General features: G+C 66.6%; 18 protein-coding genes. 9 read left to right on the top strand and 9 right to left on the bottom strand.

The features are described 5' to 3' along the window. The first annotated feature begins 85 nt into the window (after positions 1 to 85). From serS to ACODS4_RS22525, 4 genes are read left to right on the top strand one after another with little or no spacing between them, the layout of a single operon-like run. Positions 86 to 1,357 (top strand): serine--tRNA ligase, encoded by a 1,272-nt coding sequence (gene serS / locus ACODS4_RS22540; RefSeq protein ID WP_488867776.1) that lies wholly within the window; start codon positions 86 to 88, stop codon positions 1,355 to 1,357. Next, complete coding sequence (surE, locus tag ACODS4_RS22535; RefSeq protein WP_488867774.1) at positions 1,357 to 2,139, top strand: 5'/3'-nucleotidase SurE; 783 nt, start codon at positions 1,357 to 1,359, stop codon at positions 2,137 to 2,139. Before serS ends, surE begins: the two co-directional genes overlap by 1 nt. Continuing rightward, positions 2,136 to 2,789, top strand: a complete 654-nt coding sequence (locus ACODS4_RS22530) for a protein-L-isoaspartate(D-aspartate) O-methyltransferase (protein WP_488867772.1) — start codon at positions 2,136 to 2,138, stop codon at positions 2,787 to 2,789. The genes surE and ACODS4_RS22530 overlap by 4 nt, the downstream gene beginning before the upstream one ends. Further along, positions 2,786 to 4,258, top strand: coding sequence for a peptidoglycan DD-metalloendopeptidase family protein (locus ACODS4_RS22525; RefSeq protein ID WP_488867770.1), 1,473 nt, complete (start codon positions 2,786 to 2,788; stop codon positions 4,256 to 4,258). Before ACODS4_RS22530 ends, ACODS4_RS22525 begins: the two co-directional genes overlap by 4 nt. On the opposite strand, the gene ACODS4_RS22520 is transcribed toward ACODS4_RS22525, so the two are convergent. After that, positions 4,215 to 5,072, bottom strand: coding sequence for an ATP-binding protein (locus tag ACODS4_RS22520; protein WP_488867768.1), 858 nt, complete (start codon positions 5,070 to 5,072; stop codon positions 4,215 to 4,217). The genes ACODS4_RS22525 and ACODS4_RS22520 overlap by 44 nt on opposite strands. A gap of 224 nt (positions 5,073 to 5,296) precedes the next feature. Between ACODS4_RS22520 and yajC the strand changes: the two genes are divergently transcribed. From yajC to ACODS4_RS22500, 4 genes are read left to right on the top strand one after another with little or no spacing between them, the layout of a single operon-like run. Then, a complete protein-coding gene (yajC, locus tag ACODS4_RS22515) occupies positions 5,297 to 5,722 on the top strand; it encodes a preprotein translocase subunit YajC (RefSeq protein WP_488867766.1) in 426 nt (141 codons plus the stop codon). Positions 5,723 to 5,761: 39 nt separating this feature from the next. Further along, entirely contained in the window at positions 5,762 to 7,360 is a 1,599-nt protein-coding gene (gene secD, locus ACODS4_RS22510) for a protein translocase subunit SecD (protein ID WP_488867764.1), read from the top strand. A gap of 12 nt (positions 7,361 to 7,372) precedes the next feature. Then, positions 7,373 to 8,323: a protein translocase subunit SecF gene (gene secF, locus ACODS4_RS22505; protein ID WP_488867762.1), complete on the top strand. Its 951-nt coding sequence runs from the start codon at positions 7,373 to 7,375 to the stop codon at positions 8,321 to 8,323. A gap of 28 nt (positions 8,324 to 8,351) precedes the next feature. After that, positions 8,352 to 8,732 (top strand): Mth938-like domain-containing protein, encoded by a 381-nt coding sequence (locus ACODS4_RS22500; protein ID WP_488867760.1) that lies wholly within the window; start codon positions 8,352 to 8,354, stop codon positions 8,730 to 8,732. Positions 8,733 to 8,817: 85 nt separating this feature from the next. Here ACODS4_RS22500 and ACODS4_RS22495 read toward each other — a convergent pair whose 3' ends face one another. The 4 genes from ACODS4_RS22495 to ACODS4_RS22480 form a co-directional block, all read right to left on the bottom strand. Beyond that, on the bottom strand, positions 8,818 to 9,411 hold the full coding sequence (locus ACODS4_RS22495; protein WP_488867758.1) for a superoxide dismutase: 594 nt from the start codon (positions 9,409 to 9,411) through the stop codon (positions 8,818 to 8,820). Between the two features lie 130 nt (positions 9,412 to 9,541). Continuing rightward, entirely contained in the window at positions 9,542 to 10,798 is a 1,257-nt protein-coding gene (gene hpnE / locus ACODS4_RS22490; protein ID WP_488867756.1) for a hydroxysqualene dehydroxylase HpnE, read from the bottom strand. 9 nt (positions 10,799 to 10,807) lie between these two features. Continuing rightward, the gene (hpnD, locus tag ACODS4_RS22485) at positions 10,808 to 11,689 is read right to left on the bottom strand and encodes a presqualene diphosphate synthase HpnD (RefSeq protein WP_488867754.1); all 882 of its coding nucleotides are present in this window, start codon (positions 11,687 to 11,689) and stop codon (positions 10,808 to 10,810) included. A gap of 60 nt (positions 11,690 to 11,749) precedes the next feature. Next, positions 11,750 to 12,622, bottom strand: coding sequence for a squalene/phytoene synthase family protein (locus tag ACODS4_RS22480; RefSeq protein WP_488867752.1), 873 nt, complete (start codon positions 12,620 to 12,622; stop codon positions 11,750 to 11,752). 126 nt (positions 12,623 to 12,748) lie between these two features. Between ACODS4_RS22480 and ACODS4_RS22475 the strand changes: the two genes are divergently transcribed. After that, complete coding sequence (locus ACODS4_RS22475) at positions 12,749 to 13,603, top strand: phytoene/squalene synthase family protein (RefSeq protein WP_488867750.1); 855 nt, start codon at positions 12,749 to 12,751, stop codon at positions 13,601 to 13,603. A 64-nt stretch (positions 13,604 to 13,667) separates the two neighbouring features. On the opposite strand, the gene trmFO is transcribed toward ACODS4_RS22475, so the two are convergent. The 4 genes from trmFO to ACODS4_RS22455 all read right to left on the bottom strand — a co-directional run. Then, positions 13,668 to 15,005: a methylenetetrahydrofolate--tRNA-(uracil(54)-C(5))-methyltransferase (FADH(2)-oxidizing) TrmFO gene (trmFO, locus tag ACODS4_RS22470; RefSeq protein ID WP_488867747.1), complete on the bottom strand. Its 1,338-nt coding sequence runs from the start codon at positions 15,003 to 15,005 to the stop codon at positions 13,668 to 13,670. Positions 15,006 to 15,083: 78 nt separating this feature from the next. Next, positions 15,084 to 15,392, bottom strand: a complete 309-nt coding sequence (locus ACODS4_RS22465) for a nucleotidyltransferase family protein (RefSeq protein ID WP_488867746.1) — start codon at positions 15,390 to 15,392, stop codon at positions 15,084 to 15,086. 15 nt (positions 15,393 to 15,407) lie between these two features. Beyond that, the gene (uvrA, locus tag ACODS4_RS22460; RefSeq protein ID WP_488867744.1) at positions 15,408 to 18,263 is read right to left on the bottom strand and encodes an excinuclease ABC subunit UvrA; all 2,856 of its coding nucleotides are present in this window, start codon (positions 18,261 to 18,263) and stop codon (positions 15,408 to 15,410) included. Between the two features lie 132 nt (positions 18,264 to 18,395). Beyond that, a partial coding sequence (locus tag ACODS4_RS22455) for a CHAD domain-containing protein (protein WP_488867742.1) occupies positions 18,396 to 19,353 on the bottom strand: 958 nt, incomplete at its 5' end.

Raw genomic sequence — 19,353 nt, 5'->3', positions numbered from 1 at the left:
CGACTCCACCCGGCCCTGGCGCTGGACCTTCCGGGGGGCGCGCCGTATAACCATCCACCCGCCCTCTTTCCTATACGTCCGAGCCATGCACGACCTTCGCGCCATCCGAGAGAATCCCGAAGCCTTCGACCGTGGCCTTGGCCGCCGGGGATTGGCGGCGTTGTCGTCGTCGGTGATCGACCTGGACAGCCGCCGCCGCGCCGCGCAGACCCAGTTGCAGGACATGCAGGCCCGCCGGAACGAGGCGGCCAAAGAGGTCGGCCTCGCCAAGCGCGAGGGGCGCGACGCTCAACCGATTCTGGACGAGATGGCGGCCCTGAAGGACCGTCTGCCCCAGGTGGAGGAGGAGGAACGCCGCCTTGGCGCCGAACTCGACGCTCTGCTCGCCGGTCTGCCCAACATCCCCGCCGACGACGTGCCGGACGGTCCGGACGAAACCGCCAACGTCGAGATCCGCCGCTGGGGCACGCCGCCCGCCATCGCCGACGCCAAGCAGCATTACGAGCTGGGCGAGGCGCTGGGCCTGATGGATTTCGAGGCGGCGGCCCGCATGTCCGGCGCCCGCTTCACCGTGCTGAAGGGCGGGTTGGCCCGTCTGGAACGCGCCTTGGCCGACTTCATGCTCGACATCCACACGTCGGAGCATGGCTACACCGAAATCGCCCCGCCGTTGATGGTGCGCGACACCGCCCTGTTCGGCACCGGCCAGTTGCCGAAATTTGAAGAGGATCTGTTCAAGACCACCGGATCGGATCACTACCTGATTCCGACGTCCGAAGTGCCGTTGACCAACCTCGTCAGCGACCAGATCGTCGCCAGCGAAGAGCTGCCGTTGCGCTACACGGCGCTGACCCCCTGCTTCCGCGCCGAAGCCGGATCGGCGGGGCGCGACACGCGCGGCATGATCCGCCAGCATCAGTTCTGGAAGGTCGAAATGGTCGGGCTGACCACGCCCGAACAGTCGGAAGCCGAGCATCAACGCATGGTCCGTTGCGCCGAAACGGTGTTGGAGCGGCTGGGCTTGCCCTACCGCACCATCGTGCTGTGCACCGGCGACATGGGCTTTTCCTCGCGCAAGACCTACGACGTCGAGGTCTGGCTGCCGGGGCAGAACGCCTACCGCGAGATCTCCAGCGTGTCGAATTGCGGCGATTTCCAGGCCCGCCGCATGAAGGCCCGTTGCCGTCCGAAGGGCGAGAAACAAACTCAATTCCTGCACACCCTCAACGGCTCGGGCGTGGCGGTCGGGCGCTGTCTGATCGCGGTGTTGGAGAATTACCAGCAGCCCGACGGCTCGATCCTGGTTCCCGACGCCCTTCGCCCCTACATGCGCGGCATGGAGAGGATTTCCGCTTGATGTTCGTTTTGCCGCTCGACCTGTCGAAAACCCGCATCCTCGTCACCAACGACGACGGCGTCCACGCCCAGGGCCTGAAGGTGCTGGAAGGCATCGCGCGCGCTCTGTCCGATGACGTGTGGGTGGTGGCGCCGGAGATGGAGCAGTCGGCGGCCAGCCATTCGCTGACCATCAACCGGCCCCTGCGCCTGCGCAAGCTGGACGACCGCCGTTTCACGGTGGACGGCACGCCGACCGATTGCGTGCTGCTGGCGATCAACCATGTGATGAAGGACGCCCGTCCGACGCTGGTCCTGTCCGGGGTCAACCAAGGCTCCAACATCGGCGAGGATGTGACCTATTCGGGCACCATCGCCGCCGCGATGGAGGCGACGCTGCTCGGCGTTCCCGCCATCGCCATGAGCCAGCATTACGAAACCGGCAACGCCATCGACTGGTCGGCGGCCATCGCCCATGGCGCCGACGTGGTGCGCAAGGCGGTGACGGTGGCGTGGCCGAAAAACGTCCTGCTGAACGTCAATTTCCCGGCATGCCCGGCGGACGACGTCACAGGGGTGCGAGTGGTGCGGCATGGCAAGCGCAAGATCGGCGACGAGTTGATCGAGCGGGTCGATCCGCGCGGCAAGGCCTATTTCTGGATCGGCACCTTGCGGGGCGAGGCCGATGTCGCCGAGGACACCGACATTTACACCGTGTTCAACGGCGGAATTTCGATCACGCCGGTGTTCCTTGATTTGACCCACACGCCGACCTTGCAGACACTGAAACAGGCCTTTGTGTGAGCACAGACGCCCGCAAGATCCGTTTGCTGATGGCGCTTCGTGGGGCGGGCGTGACCGACACGTCCGTTCTCGGCGCCATCGAACGGATACCGCGCGATCTGTTTGTTCCTGACGCCTTTCAGGATCATGCCTGGGACGACATGGCGCTTCCCATCGACTGCGGCCAGACGATCAGCCAACCGTTGATCGTGGCGTTGATGACGCAGGCGTTGGAATTGCATCCCCGTCATCTGGTGCTGGAGATCGGCACCGGATCGGGGTATCAGGCGGCGGTGCTGGCGCAGCTTTGCCGCCGGGTCTTCACCATCGAGCGCCTGCGGCCCCTGCTGAACGAGGCGGAACGGCGGTTCCGCCTGCTGAACATCGGCAACATCACGACGCGCCGTGGCGACGGGACCCGTGGTTGGCCGCAACAGGCGCCCTTTTCCCGTGTGCTGGTGACGGCCGCCGGGGGGCAGGAGCCGCCAAAAGACTTGACGGATCAACTCGCCGTTGGTGGTGTCATGGTCATTCCGCTGGGCGGGGATTATCGTGAACAGACGATGGTCCGCCTCCGGCGCACCGATTCCGGTATTCTTCGGGAGGATCTGTGGCCCGTTCGTTTCGTTCCGCTGCTGTCCGACCCGCCGCAACAGGTTCGTTCCGCATGACCTCCTCCGCGCGCCCGACTCCGCTTGGGAAACCCGGACGCCGCGTCGCCCGTCTGGCCGCCGCCTCGCTGATCGTTCTGGCGCTGGCCGCCTGCGAGCGGATCGGTGGGCCGGCCCCCGTCGTCAACATGGGAAGCGGCGGCACGCCGGATTCGGCGAGCGGCACAATCATGGCGCAGAAGGGCGACAGCGCCTACATCATCGCGCGCCGCTACAACGTGCCGCTGCGTGACCTGATCGAAGCGAATCGTCTGTCGCCGCCCTATAAGCTGGAGGTTGGCCAACGGCTCACCTTGCCGACCGCCCGGCAGTACATTGTTCAGCGCGGAGACACGCTGTACGGCATTTCCCGCATGAACAATGTGGACGTCAGCGAGTTGACCCGGTTGAACAACCTGACGCCGCCTTTCGCGGTGAAAGCCGGGCAGGCGTTGCGTTTGCCTGGATCAGACAATCGCTCGACGACCGGCGCGCCGGACCTCAACGCTCCGGCCACCGGCGCGGTGGTTGCCGAGGCGCCCCCGGGCGAAACCACCGCCGCGCCGTCGTCCGGGCGTGGTTCTGGACGCTCGTCTATCCAGGCCTCCGAATTGGCGGCGCCCGGCGCGGCGACTCCAACTCAGCTCACTCCCTCCGCTCCGGCGGCGGCTGAACCACCGCCGCCTCCGGCGACGAGCGGCGGCGTCGCCGGGGCGCCAATTCCCTTGACGAAGCCATCCATAGGGGCGAACGCGTCGGAACCCGAGGTTGTCTATCAACCAGGGCAGGAACCGGCCAATCTGCGCGCGCCGAGCCACAAGCCCGAGATGACGGCGGACGCCTCCGCCACTCCTCAGGCCGCTCCCGCCACCTCGTCCCCCCCGACGCCGCCCAGCCTGCCCGCCGGACGGAACGCGGCGCCCGCTGAAGCGCCGCCGACCGAGGTCGCCGCCGTTCCGCCGCCGCCATCAAAGCCGGACTTCGGCAAGGCCGACGCCGCCAAACCCACCGAATCCAAACCCGCCGAAGCGAAGCCAGACGCCGCGCCGCCCCCGCGTGGCGGCGCGCGATTCCTGTGGCCGGTGAAGGGGCGACTGATTTCCGGCTATGGCCCCAAACCCGACGGCCTGCACAATGACGGGCTGAACATCGCCGCCAGCAAGGGCGCGGCGGTGGTCGCCGCCGACAATGGCGTCGTCGCCTACGCTGGGAACGAGTTGCGCGGCTTTGGCAATCTGCTGCTGCTGAAGCACGCCGACGGCTGGATCACCGCCTACGCCCACCTCGACCGCATCGAGGTGGAGCGCGGGGCGACGGTGAAACGCGGGCAAACGGTGGGACGGGTCGGCCAAACCGGCTCCGTCACCAGCCCGCAGCTTCATTTCGAGCTGCGCAAGGGCAGCCAGGCGGTGGATCCCACCGGCCAGATGGATCACCGCAAGCAGGCTAGCGAAGGGGCGTTCCGAGACGGCCCGCCAGGTCCTGGATGAACTGCCACGCGACGCGGCCCGACCGGCTGCCGCGCGTGACCGACCATTCGACCGCCTCGGCGTGGAGTTGCTCGGTGGCGATTTCCAGGCCGAAATGGCGGGCGTAGCCCTCGATCATCGCGAAATAGGTGGTCTGGTCGCAATTGTGGAAGCCCAGCCACAGGCCGAAACGGTCGGACAGCGAGACTTTTTCCTCGACCGCTTCCGCCGGGTTGATGGCGGTGGAGCGTTCATTCTCGATCATGTCGCGCGGCATCAGGTGGCGGCGGTTCGACGTGGCGTAAAACACCACATTGTCGGGCCGCCCCTCGATCCCGCCGTCCAGAACGGCTTTCAGCGATTTGTAATGCGCGTCGTCATGGTCGAAGGACAGGTCGTCGCAGAACAGGATGAAGCGACGGGCCTCGCCCTTCAGCCGGGTCAACAGGCGGGGCAGGGTGGGGATGTCCTCGCGGTGGATTTCCACCAGCGCCAGCTCGTTCGGACGCTCCTGGCACACCACGGCGTGGATTGACTTGACCAGAGAGCTTTTGCCGGTGCCGCGCGATCCCCACAGCAGGGCGTTGTTGGCGGGCAGACCGCCTGCGAAACGCCGGGTGTTGTCCAGCAGGATGTCGCGCTGCCGCTCCACGCCCTGCAACAGGGCGATGTCCACCCGGTTGACCGAGGGCACCGGCTCCAGCCGATCCGGGTCGGCGTGCCAGACGAAGGCGTCGGCGGCGGCGATGTCGAGCGCGACCGGCGGCGGCGGGGCCAGACGGTCGAGCGCGTCGGCGATGCGGGTCAAGAGCGGGATCAAAGAGTCGTCTGGCATCGTTTTCCTGGCGCCTCTGCGCGAATTTTCATGGAAACCGGGCGTCCGCGCCGCCATCTTTGCGACGCGCCCGCACGGTATCACAGCGGTGCGGGCGCACAAGCCGCCGCCAAACCCCGGATGACGGCGCATCACCGTTGCATCCCAAGCATGGGCGGCTATAGTCGCGGCGTCCCGGCGGAACGCCGAACCCCGCGCGAGACCAACCCAAAAGGAGCTCCCAGATGTTCGTTTCGACGGCTTATGCACAGACCGCCGCGCCCGCTGCCGGTGGTGACATGGTTGTGCAGTTTCTGCCGCTGATTCTGATCTTCGTCGTCTTCTATTTCCTGCTGATCCGTCCGCAGCAAAAGAAGATGAAGGAGCACAAGGCCATGCTGTCGGCCATCCGTCGCGGTGATCGCGTCGTGACCGGCGGCGGCATCATCGGCGTCGTGACCAAGGTCGGCCCGGACGACGAGCTGACCGTCGAAATCGCCGAGAATGTCCGCGTGCGCTGCGTGCGCTCGACGGTCAACCTCGTGCTGGCCAAGACCGAACCGGCCAACGGCAAGCCCGGCGAAACCGCCGCCCCCGCCGACGGCGCGGCCAAGACCGACGAGGCGCCCGGCGCCGGTGGGTTCCTTGGCAAGCTGTTGGGCCGCAAGTAACCCGGCTTGGCCGGTCGTCCAATCGGATTCGAGTGACGCATGCTCTATTTTTCGCGCTGGAAGATTTATATGATCGTGGCGACCTGCGTCGCCGGGTTCATCGTGATGCTGCCGAACTTCCTGGGCCGCGAGACGCTGGCCAGCCTGCCAAGTTGGTACGCCAACAGCCGGGTGGCGCTGGGTCTCGACCTGCGCGGCGGATCGCATCTGTTGCTCGAAGTCGATATGGCCACGGTCATCCGTGACCGGGTCGAAGGGCTGGTGGACGGGGCGCGGCAGCAGTTGCGCACCGCCAACGTGGGGTACACCGCCATCACCGCCGGTGATCGCGGCGTGACCGTGCAGCTTCGCGACCTTGCCCAAGCCGACGACGCGGCCAAAGCGTTGCGCGGTCTGTCCAACCCGGTCGGCGGCGTGACGATGGCCGGTGGCCAGCCCGACATCGCGGTGTCCGTCAACGGCCCGACGGTGACGGTGGCCTTGAGCGAGGTGGCCCTGCGCGACCGCGCCACCCAGGCCATTGAGCAATCCATCGAGATCGTTCGCCGCCGCATCGACGAGACGGGCGTGAACGAGCCGACCATCGCCCGCCAGGGCACCGACCGCATCCTGGTCCAACTTCCCGGCGTCGAGGATCCCGACCGCGTCAAGCGGTTGCTCGGCACCACGGCGAAGATGACCTTCCGTCTGGTGGACACCAACGCCAATCCCGCGACGGGCCGCGCCCCTCCAGGATCGGAGATTTTGCCGTCGAGCGAAGGCGGACGGGACCAGACCTCTTACGTCATCCGCAAGAAGGTCGAGGTGGACGGCGCCACCCTGAAGAACGCGACGGCCTCCACCAACTCGCAGAGCGGCGAGTGGGTGGTGAATTTCGAGTTCAACAGCGCCGGGGCCAACCGTTTCGCCGAAATCACCAAGGCGAACGTTGGCCGTCCCTTCGCCATCGTGCTCGACAACAAGGTCATCAGCGCCCCGGTCATCCGCGAGCCGATCACCGGCGGACGCGGCCAGATCAGCGGCAACTTCTCCGCCGCCACCGCCAACGATCTGGCGGTGCTGTTGCGCGCGGGCGCCTTGCCCGCGCCCTTGAAGGTGATCGAAGAGCGCACGGTCGGCCCCGATCTGGGCGCCGATTCGATCCGCGCCGGTCTGACGGCGGTCGCGGTCGGCTTCATCATGGTCTGCGTCTATATGATCGCGTCCTATGGATTGTTCGGCGCCTTCGCCTGCTTCGCCCTGCTCATCAACATCGTGCTGACGCTGGCGGCGCTGTCGATGCTGCACGCCACCTTGACCCTGCCGGGCATCGCGGGCGTGCTGTTGACGTTGGGTCTGGCGGTGGACGCCAACATCCTCATCAACGAGCGCATCCGCGAAGAGACGAAGAAGGGCCGGGGCGTCTTCGCCTCGATGGAGGCCGGGTTCAGCCGGGCCTACAGCACCATCGTCGATTCCAACCTGACGACGGCGATCAAGATGGCGCTGCTGTTCATCTTCGGCACCGGCACCATCAAGGGCTTCGCCGTCACCATCACCTTCGGCATCCTGATTTCCATGTTCACAGCCACGGTGCTGGTGCGCCTGATGATGGTGACATGGCTGCGCCAGACGCGGCCCACCGCGCTGCCGGTTTGAGGAGGTAGTTCCATGTTCCGGCTTCGCCTGGTCCCCGACAACACCAAGATCCCCTTCATGAATGGCCGGTACGCTGGCCTTATCACGTCGGCGTTCCTGTCCATCGCCTCGCTGATCCTGTTCTTCCATCCGGGTCTGAATTACGGCATCGACTTCCGTGGCGGCATCGTCATCGAAGCCCGCACGCCGCAAGCCACCGATTTCGCCTCGCTGCGCCACACCCTGACCGGGCTTGGCATGGGGCAGGTGGCGTTGCAGGAATTCGGATCGAATCAGGACGTCTTGATTCGTCTGGAACGCCAGCCCGGCGACGACGCCGCCCAGCAGGTGGCCGCCGACAAGGTGCGCTCCACGCTGTCCACCGCCGTTCCCGGCACCCAGGTCCGCCGCGTCGAAGCGGTCGGCGCCTCGGTCAGCGGCGAGCTGTTCACCAACGGCATGCTGGCGCTTGGCCTCGCCATGGTGGCGATGCTGCTCTACATCTGGTTCCGCTTTGAATGGCAGTTCGGCTTGGGCGCGGTGGTGACGCTGTTGCTCGACATCACCAAGATCGTCGGCTTCTACGCCGTCACCGGCTTGCAGTTCAATTTGGTGGCGGTCGCCGCGATCCTGACCATCATGGGCTATTCGATCAACGACAAGGTCGTGGTCTATGACCGGATGCGCGAGAATCTGCGCATTTACAAGAAGATGCCTTTGCGCGACCTGATCGACCTGTCGATCAACGAAACGCTGAACCGCACGCTCGGCACCTCGATGTGCACCTTCCTCTCGGTCATTCCGTTGGCGCTGTTCGGCGGCGAGGCCTTGCAGGATTTCGGCATCGTGCTGCTGCTCGGCGTGTTCATCGCCACCACCTCCTCCATCTTCATCGCGGCGCCGATCCTGCTGTTCCTCGGCGAAAACCGCCTGCGGCGCGGCGCGCCCGACGTTCAGCCCACCAACGCCCCGACGACGCCCTAAGCGCGGCGCCGCCGGAAAGGACTGCCCCATGGCCGACATCACCCCGATGATCTCGTCTGACCGTCAGGTCATCGACGGTTACGGCGAGGGGCAGTTCTGCGTGTCCGGGCGCTGGTGGGTCGGGGCGGTCATCGTGCTGCCCGACCGCACGCTGCCCTGGAGCGTCGGCCCAGACGTCGCCGCGCTGACCGCCGCCGATTTCGCGGAGATCATCGCGGCGGAGCCGAAGGTGGAGCTTCTGCTGCTTGGCACCGGCCCGACGATGCTGTTCGTGCCGAAGGCCCTGCGGCAGGAGTTGCGCGCGGCGGGCATCGTCGTGGAGTTCATGGACAGCCGGGCGGTTTGCCGGACCTACAACATCCTGCTGGCCGAAGGGCGGCGGGTGGCTGTGGCGATGCTGCCGGTGTAACGCGGCGCGGCTGAATCGCAAGGCCAGAAACAACAAAGGCGTCCCAACCGGGACGCCTTTGCCGTTTTCAACGGACGCGTTGAGATCAGACGCCGAGCTGTTCAGCGGCGAAATCCCAGTTCGCGAGGTGGTCGATGACCGCCTTCACGAAATCGGCGCGGCGGTTCTGGAAATCGACGTAATAGGCGTGTTCCCAGACGTCGATGGTGAACAGCGGCTTCTTGCCATGGGCGAAGGGGGTGTCGGCGTTGCCGGTCTTGCCGACCTTCAGCGTGCCGTTCTCTTCGTACAGCCACGCCCAGCCGGAACCGAACTGGGTCAGGGCGGCCTGGGTCAGCTCTTCCTTGAACTTCTCCACGCTGCCGAAATCGGCGACGATGCGGGCTTCCAGCGCCGCCGGCATGACGCCGCCGTCCTTCTTCAGGCTCTGCCAGAAGAAGGTGTGGTTCCAGATCTGGGCGGCGTTGTTGAAGACGCCGACCTTGCTGGCGTCGCCGACCGTCTGCTTGATGACGTCTTCCAGGCTGGCCTCGGCCAAGGGCGAATCCTTGGTCAGGTTGTTCAGGTTGGTGACGTAGGTCTGGTGATGCTTGCCGTGATGCAGGCGCAGCGTCTGTTCCGAAATGTACGGGGCCAGAGCGTCATACGCGTAGGGGAGCGGCGGAAGTTCAAACGCCATGTCGAAACCCTCTCTTCTTGAAATGTCCTTCCGGGCCGTGCCTGGGGAGCGCGGCGCCTCCACCCGACCAAATAGGCCGAAGGCGCAACGATGTGAAGTCTGGAAACGCTCTAGACTGCCGGAAAGCGCATCAACGGGCTGAAAACGTGAGCTTTGCCGCGCGGTCGCCCGAACGAACGGCGGCTTCCAGGCTGGCCGGAAGCCCGGTGTCCGTCCAGTCCCCGGCCAGCGTCAGATTGTCCCAGCGGGTGCGGGCGGATGGGCGGCGCAAAACCGAGTCGGGCGCTTGGTCGGGCGTCGCCCGGCGTTCCTTGACCACCCGATAGGGGCGAATCGGGCCATCGAGCCGCAGCGCGGCGGCCACGTCGCGCCACAGCCGGGCGGCGATGGCCTCGGCGGGTTGGTCGGCCAGGGCGTCGGCGTCGCTGACGGTGACGGCGACGACGTCCTCCCGCGTGAACAGCCATTCGGCCTGTCCGCCGATCAACCCCAGAAACGGCAGGCCGCCGGGCAAACGCGCCGGTTCGTCGAGCCGGTAATGGACGTTGACGATGGTCGGGCCGGGCGGCGGCACGGTCAGGTCGGGAACCAACCGTTCCGACACCCAAGCGGGCGCGGCGAGGATCACCGACTCGCCGGGGGGCAGGTCCACCGCCGCGCCGCCGATCGACAATCCGACGACACGCGCGGCCCCAGAATCTTCATCGTCAAAGCGCAGACCGTCCACCCGCGCGCCCAGCCGCAACTCGGCCCCCAGCGCCGCCAAACGGCGCAAGGCCGGATCGACGAAGGCGGCGGTCAACCCACGCGGCGCGACCAAGGGGCGGCACGCCGCCTCGCCGCGCAGCAACGTTTCCCGCATCACCGCGCCGAACAGGCGGGCTGAAACGCGCGCCGTCGGGCCGTTCAGCGCCGACACGGCCAGTGGCCGCCACAACCGCTCGTGCAGAGGCCCGCCGGGCGGCAGGGCGTGATCCACCGTGCGATCCGCCCCGGCGACGACCGCGCGCAGCGCCGCCAGATACTGCCAAGGACGGCTGCCCGGAACCCGCCGGGCCTCGTCGAACAACCACAGCCCGCCGGGGCGCAACGTCCAGAGCGCGCCGTCGCGCTGGTCCAGGAAGGGAAAGGCTGCGGGGCGCAGCGTCGTCAGGGCGTCCCCGGCCCCGCTGCGTCGGGCGTAATCGACCAGGGCGTGGTTGCCGCTGAGCGCCATATGGCTGCCATTGTCGATCAAGCGGTCGAGCGCAGCGTCGTAAAAGGAGCGGCAGCGCCCGCCCGCCTGCGGCGCCTGCTCGTAGAGCGCGACTCGCCGACCCGCCTCGGCCAGCCGCAACGCGGCGGCCAGCCCGGCCAGCCCGGCCCCGATCACATGGCAGGTGGTCATGATGGTTTCTCAGGCAGCGGGCGGCGAGCCAAGCAGGCAACGCAGGGCGACCCAGGCGCTTTCCCGCCGACCAACCCGCACGCGTTCGGACGGGTCGCGCCAGCCCCGCGCGCGGAGCCGCCGCAACAGCCGGTGATACAGCACCATCATCGCCACCGCCGCCCACAGCGACCCGCCGGTCTTGCCCGCGATGGCGTCGCGGGCGTCGGCGAAATCGGCTTCGGCCAGATCGGCCACCGCCTCGCAAGCGCGGGCGAGGTTGGGGTGGGCCAACGCCTCCTCCGGGATCTGGGTGTGGATGCCCGCCAGGGCCAGCGCCTCGCGCGGCAAATAGAGCCGCCCCAGCGCCGCGTCTTCGCTCAGGTCACGCAGGATGTTGGTCAGTTGCAGCGCCTCGCCCAAGGCAAGCGCGAAGGCCTCGGTGTCCGAATCGGCGCGGTCGAAGACGCGGATCGCCAGCATCCCGACGGCACCGGCGACGCGGCGGCAATAGGTCCGCAGGGTCGCCAGATCGGGCGCGCGCAAGCCTGCGCCGACGTCCATCGTCATGCCGTCGATCAGCGCGTCCAATTCAGCGCGCGGCAGGCCATAGCGGTCGATGGCGTCCTTCAGAGCGGCGGCGACGGGATTCGTCGCTGCGCCGCCGCTGTAGATCTCGTGAATGTCGCGCCGCCATTCCGCCAGCGCGGCGCGCTTGGCCGTCGGGGAACCGGGTTCGTCGGCGATGTCGTCGATGCGGCGGCAAAAGGCGTAGATGGCGAACATCGCCGCGCGTTTGGAGCGCGGGAGCAGGCGCATCGGCCAATAGAAACTGCTTCCCGACCGTTGGGCGACCAGTGAGGGCGATTCGGCGCACGACGGCGCGGTCGCGTGGGTCAAGGGGGTGGTCATGCGCATGACATCCTGGGCCGACGATCAAACCGGGCGTTCGGGCGAACGCGGCCCCGGAGTTTAGGAGGCGGTGACGCTTCGCGCCAGCCCCCGCGCCACGGCCAACAGCTTGTGATGCGGGCCAAGCTCGACGCGGGTCTTCAACGGATCCTGCGCGCGGAGCCGCCGCGACAGCGCCTCGGCGACGCTGAGGATGACCGAGGCCTCCAACCGCAGGCCGCGATGCTGGATCAAGCCGGGCAGGGCGGCGGCGTCCGCCAAGAGATCATCCGTTTTATCAAGAGTTTGGTTGAAGATCGCGCGCAAACGCGGATCGCTGTGCGGCTCCACCAACTTCTCCACGCTGATGCCAGCCTCGTCAAACCAGACCAACGGGATGTAGCAGCGCCCCAACAGCGTCCAATCGTCGCGCGCGTCCTGAAGGTGGTTCAGCACCTGCAAGGCGGCGCACAGCGCGTCCGACGCCATACCGGCGGCGATTCCCTCGCCGTGCAGTTCCAGCAGATAGCGCCCGACCGGGTTGGCGGAATAACGGCAATAGAGCAGCAAATCGCTCCAATTGTGGCAGCGGGCGCCGACCGCGTCGCGACGGAAAGCGCGCAACACCTGTCGGGCGTGGCGGTCGCTGACCCCGGTGGCTTGCAGGCTGTCGCGCAGATCCAGCGCCGGTTTCAGATAGGCGTGCTTGGCCTGCCCGGAGGTCAGGGTCCGTTCCAAAGCCTCCAGATAGGACAGTTTGGTTTCCGGCTCCAGATCCGCGTCGTCGGCGATGTCGTCGGCCAGCCGCAGGAAACGGTAAAAGGCCATGACGTGTGGGCGCAGATGCTTGGGCAGCAGGCGGGAGGCGACGGGGAAATTTTCCCCGCTTTCGTCCTTGCGGGCGACCGGGTTGGGCCTGCGGGGCTTGGCCGGGGCGAGGTTGAAATCGGTCATGGGAAACCTTGCCTGCTGCGCGTCGGGGCTGGCGGTGTGGCCTTCCGCGTTTAATATGGGCTTGGACTGAGGTTTTGTCTTACGTTCCAAACCACACCACCTTTCTTTTTTCCAATCGGGATTCCCATGGCGACGGCAACGACCGACCTGTCCTATTGCGGGCGGGAGGTCCGAAAACACGACAACGATCATTTCTTGACGGGACTCTTCGCTCCAGAAGACCGGCGCGAGGCGTTGTTTGCGCTGCACGCCTTCAACGTGGAAATCGCCAAGACCCGTGAAGTCGTCAGCGAACCGATCCTTGGTCAGATGCGGCTCCAATTCTGGCGCGACGGCGTCGAGGCTGTCTATGAGGACGGACCCGTACCGCGCCACGCCGTGATGGACCCCTTGGCCGAGGCGGCAAAAACCTTGCGCCTCAGTCGGTCTCTGTTTGATCGGCTGATCGACGCGCGCGAAGCCGATCTGGACGATGCGCCGCCCGCCGACCTGACCTGTCTGGTCAATTACGCCGACGTCACCGGCGCGCCGCTGGTGCAATTGGCGCTTGAGATTCTGGACGTGCGGAGCGAGCAGGCGATGACGGTCGGTCGGCATGTCGGCATCGCCTACGCGCTGACCGGCATTCTGCGCGCCGTTCCCTTTCTGGCCCGGCAGCACCGGCAATTGCTGCCTGTTGACCGAATGACCGAGCATGGCGCTCAGTCGGAGGATCTGTTCGCGGGCCGCTCAAAATCGGAACTGCGCCCGGTGATCGCCGACGTGGCGCGGGTGGCGGCGGAGCATTTGGGCCAAGCCCGCCGGTTGCGCCGGGGGTTGCCGAAGGCCGCGCTTCCCGCCTTGCTGCCCGCCGTGCTGGCCGACCTGAATCTTGGGGTGATCGCCAAAGCCGACCATGACGTCTTCGCCCCGCGCGTGCTGCTGCCGCACCCGTTCCGGCATGTGCGCTTGGGCTGGGCGGCGCTGCGCGGGCGGTACTGACGCTCAAAAGCAACGACGCCGCCGACCGCCGCTTGCGGTTCGGCGGCGTCGAAGGTGTGGTTTTTTACACCCAAGCCGCCAAATCGGCCAACGCGCGGCGCGTGTAGGCCAACTTGCGGTCGCGCCCGCGAATCTTGTCGTCAACCGGGGGAAACAGGCCGAAATTGACGTTCATCGGCTGGAAGGTTTCCGCCTCCGCCCCGCCGGTGATGTGGCTGAGAATGGCGCCGAGCGCCGTGGTCGGCGGCGGGGCGACGCAGTCTTGCCCCAGACGGTCGGCGGCGGCGAAGCGCCCGGCGAGCAGACCGACGGCGGCGCTTTCCACATAGCCCTCGCAGCCCGTGACCTGCCCGGCGAAGCGCAAGCGCGGCTGCGCCTTCAAACGCAACGCGCCGTCGAGCAGGCGTGGGCTGTTCAGGAAGGTGTTGCGGTGCAGACCGCCCAGACGGGCGAATTCGGCGTTTTCCAGACCGGGAATCATACGGAAGATGCGCGCCTGTTCGGCGTGGCGCAGCTTGGTCTGGAAACCGACGAGGTTGTAGAGGGTGCCCAGCGCGTTGTCCTGGCGCAACTGCACCACGGCGTAGGGGCGGCGTTCGGGCTTGTGCGGGTTGGTCAGGCCGACCGGCTTCATCGGGCCGTAACGCAGGGTGTCGACGCCACGTTCGGCCATCACCTCAATCGGCAGGCAGCCTTCAAAATAGGGGGTGGTCTTCTCCCACTCCTTGAAATCGACCTTTTCGCCGCCGATCAGAGCGTCGATGAAGGCGCGGTACTCGTCCTTCTCAAAGGCGCAATTGATGTAATCCTTGCCGGTGCCGCCGGGGCCGGGCTTGTCGTAGCGCGACTGGAACCACGCCTTCGACAGATCGACGCTCTCCAGATAGACAATCGGGGCGATGGCGTCGAAGAAGGCCAGCGACTCTTCGCCGGTGAAGGCGCGGATGGCCTCCGCCAGCGGCGGGGAGGTCAGCGGGCCGGTGGCGATGACGACGCTGTCCCACTCCTCCGGCGGCAACCCGGCGACCTCGCCGCGCTCGATGGTGATGAGCGGGTGGGCGGTGATCGCCTCGGTCACGGCGGCGGCGAAATGGTCGCGGTCCATGGCCAGCGCGCCGCCCGCCGGAACCTTGTGCGCGTCGGCGCAACGCAGGATCAGAGAGCCGCAGCGCCGCATCTCTTCATGCAACAGCCCGACCGCGTTGTATTCGGCGTCGTCGGAGCGGAAGGAGTTGGAGCAGACCAGCTCCGCCAGCTTGTCGGTGTCATGGGCGTCGGTTTTGCGGACGGGCCGCATCTCGTGCAGGACGACGGGGATGCCGCGTTCGGCGATCTGCCACGCGGATTCGGACCCGGCGAGACCGCCGCCGACGACATGGACGGGGCGAAGATTGTCGGTCATGAATGGTTCCAACGAACAGAAGTTTGCGTCACACGCGCGTCATAACGGCGCGCCGCGCCAGAAGCCAGCGCGCAGTTTTCACGACCGGGTCCATTCGACGCCCTCGCTCAAAACAACCGCGCGGAACTCGGGCCGGGCGTGGGTCAAATCCACCACATCGACGAAATAGGGAACCGTGCTTTCTTCGAGATCCTCGGCGATGTCGGCCATCAGCCCGGCGGGAATCGCCGCCGCCGGATCAATGGCGACATCAATGTCGCTCCAGTGCCGGACGTCGCCGCGCGCGCAGGACCCGAAGAGGAAGACGCGCGCCTCCCGACCCGCAAGCCGATCAAAAATGATCCGCTTGACGGTGTCGAGCGCGCGCAGGCGGACATCGTTCAGCATAAGGTCAGACTAGCATCACGCCTCTTCGCGCGCCTTGCTTTTCGCCGCCGTCAGATAGGGCGCCAGATAGCGCCCGGTGTAGCTGCGCTTGACCTTGGCGACCTGTTCGGGCGTGCCTTCGGCGACGATCTCGCCGCCGCCGGTGCCGCCCTCCGGGCCAAGGTCGATGATCCAATCGGCGGTCTTGATGACCTCCAGATTGTGTTCGATCACCAGCACCGTGTTGCCCTGATCGACCAGCGCATGAAGGACCTCCATCAGCTTTTCGACGTCGGCGAAATGCAGGCCGGTGGTCGGTTCGTCGAGGATGTAGAGCGTGCGCCCGGTGGCGCGGCGGCTGAGTTCCTTGGACAGCTTGACGCGCTGCGCCTCGCCGCCCGACAGGGTGGTCGCCGCCTGCCCGACATGGATGTAGCCGAGGCCCACCCGTTCCAGCGTGTCGAGCTTGTCGCGGATGCCCGGCACCGCCTTGAAGAACTCCTTGCCCTCCTCCACGGTCATGTCGAGGACGTCGGCGATGGTCTTGTCGCGGTAGGTGACGTCGAGCGTCTCGCGGTTGTAGCGCTTGCCGTGGCAGACGTCGCAGGTGACGTAGACGTCGGGCAGGAAATGCATCTCGATCTTGATGACGCCATCGCCCTGGCAGGCCTCGCACCGTCCGCCCTTGACGTTGAAGGAGAAGCGGCCCGGACCATAGCCGCGCGCCTTCGCCTCCGGCAGACCGGCGAACCAGTCGCGCATCGGGGTGAAGGCCCCGGTGTAGGTCGCCGGGTTGGAGCGCGGGGTGCGGCCAATCGGCGACTGGTCGATGTCGATGACCTTGTCGAGATGCTCCAAGCCCAGCACCGAATCATGCTCGGCGGGATGTTCGCGCGCGCCCATCAGCTTGCGCGCCACCGCCTTGTAGAGCGTTTCAATGATGAGGGTGGATTTGCCGCCGCCGGACACGCCGGTGACGCAGGTGAAGGTTCCCAACGGAATCTTGGTTGAAACATTCTTCAGATTGTTCGCCCGCGCGCCGGTCACTTCCAGGAATTGACCGGGATGGCCGGGGCGGCGCCGTTTGGGGACCGGCACGAAGCGGGTTCCATTGAGGAATTGCGCCGTCACGCTGTCAGGGTGGCGGCAGACCTCCTCCGGCGTGCCTTGGGCGATGACGGTTCCGCCATGCTGCCCGGCGCCCGGCCCCATATCGACCAGATAATCGGCGCTGCGGATGGCGTCTTCGTCATGCTCGACGACGATCACCGTGTTGCCGATGTCGCGCAGCCGTTTCAAGGTTTCCAGCAGGCGGTCGTTGTCGCGCTGGTGCAGGCCGATGGACGGCTCGTCCAGCACATACAGCACCCCGGTCAGGCCGGAACCGATCTGCGAGGCCAAGCGGATGCGCTGGCTTTCGCCGCCCGACAGGGTGCCGGAGCCGCGCGCCAGCGTCAGATACTCCAAGCCAACGGCGTTCAGGAAGCCCAACCGCTCGTTGATTTCCTTCAGGATGCGGTAGGCGATTTCCTGATCCTTGGGGCGCAGATGCGCGTTCAACTCGCCAAACCACGCCGCCGCCTCGGCGATCGACAGCTCCGTCGCGTCGGAAATGTGGCGGCCCCGGATTTTGACGGCCAGCGCCTCCGGCTTCAGCCGCGCGCCTTTGCAGACCTCGCAGGGTTGGGAGGATTGGAACTTCGCCATTTCATCGCGCGACCACGCGCTGTCGGTCTCGCGATACCGGCGCTCAAGATTGTTGATGATGCCCTCGAACGGCTTGGCGGTCTGGTAGCTGCGCAGCCCGTCCTCGTAGGTCATCGTGATCGGCGTCTCGCCAGAGCCATAGAGGATGGTTTGCCGCACCACGTCCGGCAACTCCTCCCACGGCGTCGTCATCGCCACGCCGAAATGGCGGGCGATGCTGTCGAGCGTCTGGTCGTAATATTTGGAGGTGGACCCGGCCCAGGGCGCGATCACGCCCTTGGACAGCGGCAAGCGTTCGTCGGGGACCACCAGCATCGGGTCGAAATAGATCTTGCTGCCCAAGCCGTCGCAGGCCGGGCATGCGCCGAACGGGTTGTTGAAGGAGAACAGCCGGGGTTCGATTTCCGGAATGGTGAAGCCCGACACCGGGCAGGCGAATTTTTGCGAAAAGACCGTCTGTTCGGCGGTTTCGGCGTTCTCCACCCAGACGATGCCGTCGGCCAACCCCAGCGCGGTTTCCAGCGAATCGGCCAGTCGGTTGCCCAGACCGTCGCGGACGACGATGCGGTCAACCACGACTTCGATGTCGTGCTTGAGCTTTTTGTTGAGGGCCGGAACCTCGTCGATCTCGTGCATGGCGCCATCGACGCGCACGCGCTGGAAGCCGCGTTTGCGGAGATCCTGGATTTCCTTTTTGTACTCGCCCTTGCGACCGCGCACGAAGGGGGCCAGCAGCAACAGGCGCGTTCCCTCCGGCATCGCCATGATGCGGTCCACCATCTGGCTGACCGTCTGGCTTTCGATGGGCAGCCCGGTGGCGGGGGAATAGGGAACGCCGACCCGCGCCCACAGCAGGCGCATGTAATCGTAAATCTCCGTCACCGTGCCGACGGTGGAGCGGGGATTGCGCGAGGTCGTTTTCTGTTCGATGGAAATGGCGGGCGACAGCCCTTCAATCGAATCGACGTCGGGTTTTTGCATCAGTTCCAGGAACTGGCGCGCGTAGGCCGACAGGCTTTCGACGTAACGGCGCTGACCTTCGGCGTAAATCGTGTCGAAGGCCAACGACGATTTGCCGGAACCCGACAGGCCGGTGATGACAATCAGTTCGTCGCGCGGCAGATCCACATCGACGTTCTTCAGATTGTGTTCCCGCGCGCCACGGACGCTGATGAATTTGTTCATGGTGTGTTCTTTTACCCGAAGCCTGCCCGGTTGGGAAGAGGCATCATGCCCAAAGGTTCGGCCCCGACAAAGCCGCCGTGACGATATAGGCGCAAGGCCAGCGATTGCCACCACATGGCGGCAAGCTCCCGGTCATGCCCAGAACGGCGGGGTGTCGTGAAAGCGTTTCCACAGGTCGGGCAGGGCGCGGCGGCGCTTGTCGGCCTGACGGTCGATCCAGGCGGCGGTGGCGGCCAGAATCTTGCCGTCCACGCCGGGCAGGGCCGCCAGCATCTTGCGGCTGGTCGCCGCGTCGTGATCGGCGTCCAGCGCCTGCAACAACCCGTCGACCGCGCTGATGAAGGGCAGGGTGGCGGTTTCCGGGTAAAGCCCACGAAAAAACTCCGCCGTGTAACGCAGAGCGCGCGCACGCCGCCGAAGCTTTTCCCGCGCCTTGGCCTCGTCCGGGATTTTGGGCGTCTTTTCGATCTTGGCCATGCGGGCGGACAGCCAATCGGCGGCGACGCTGGCGATGGGGGCGTTCAGGGCCGCCCGCCGCGTCTCGTCGGCGTTGCTCAGCCAGCCCCCATCCTCCAACCACGCGGCCAGCGCCAAAATCGTGGTGGTGCAGCGCGGAGCGAGGATGGCGGCGACCGCCTCGCGCGCGGGTCCGGCCCCGGCGCTGCGGGCGGCGGCGGCCAAGGCGGGCAGCCCTTCCGGCGCTTTCGGACTGGCCGACAAAGGGTCGATGACGCCCGACAGGGCGACGTCCCAGCCGCGCGCCGGGCCAAGCCGTTTGGCGAGCGCGCGGCTGTCCTCCACCAGCCGGTCAGCCTGGGTCGAGGCGACGAGCGGCGCGAACAGCCGGTGCGCGGTGCGCAGGCGGCGCAAAGCGACCCGCATCCGGTGCAACCCCTCGACGTCGCCGCCCGCCAGCGCGCAGGCTTCGTTGGCGAGGAATTGGCGCAAGGCGTGGCGCAGGATGTGGCGGTAGGCCTCGGCCACGGTGGTGACGGGCGACAGGGCGAGCGGGGGGGAATCGACCGGAGCGGGCAGACGTCCCGTGACCAGCCGCAAGCCGACCTCCGCCTTGCTTTCCGTGGGGGGGGGG

This window comes from Azospirillum sp. FG154 (genome assembly GCF_057809575.1).
This window is presented reverse-complemented; position numbering and strand designations above follow the sequence as displayed.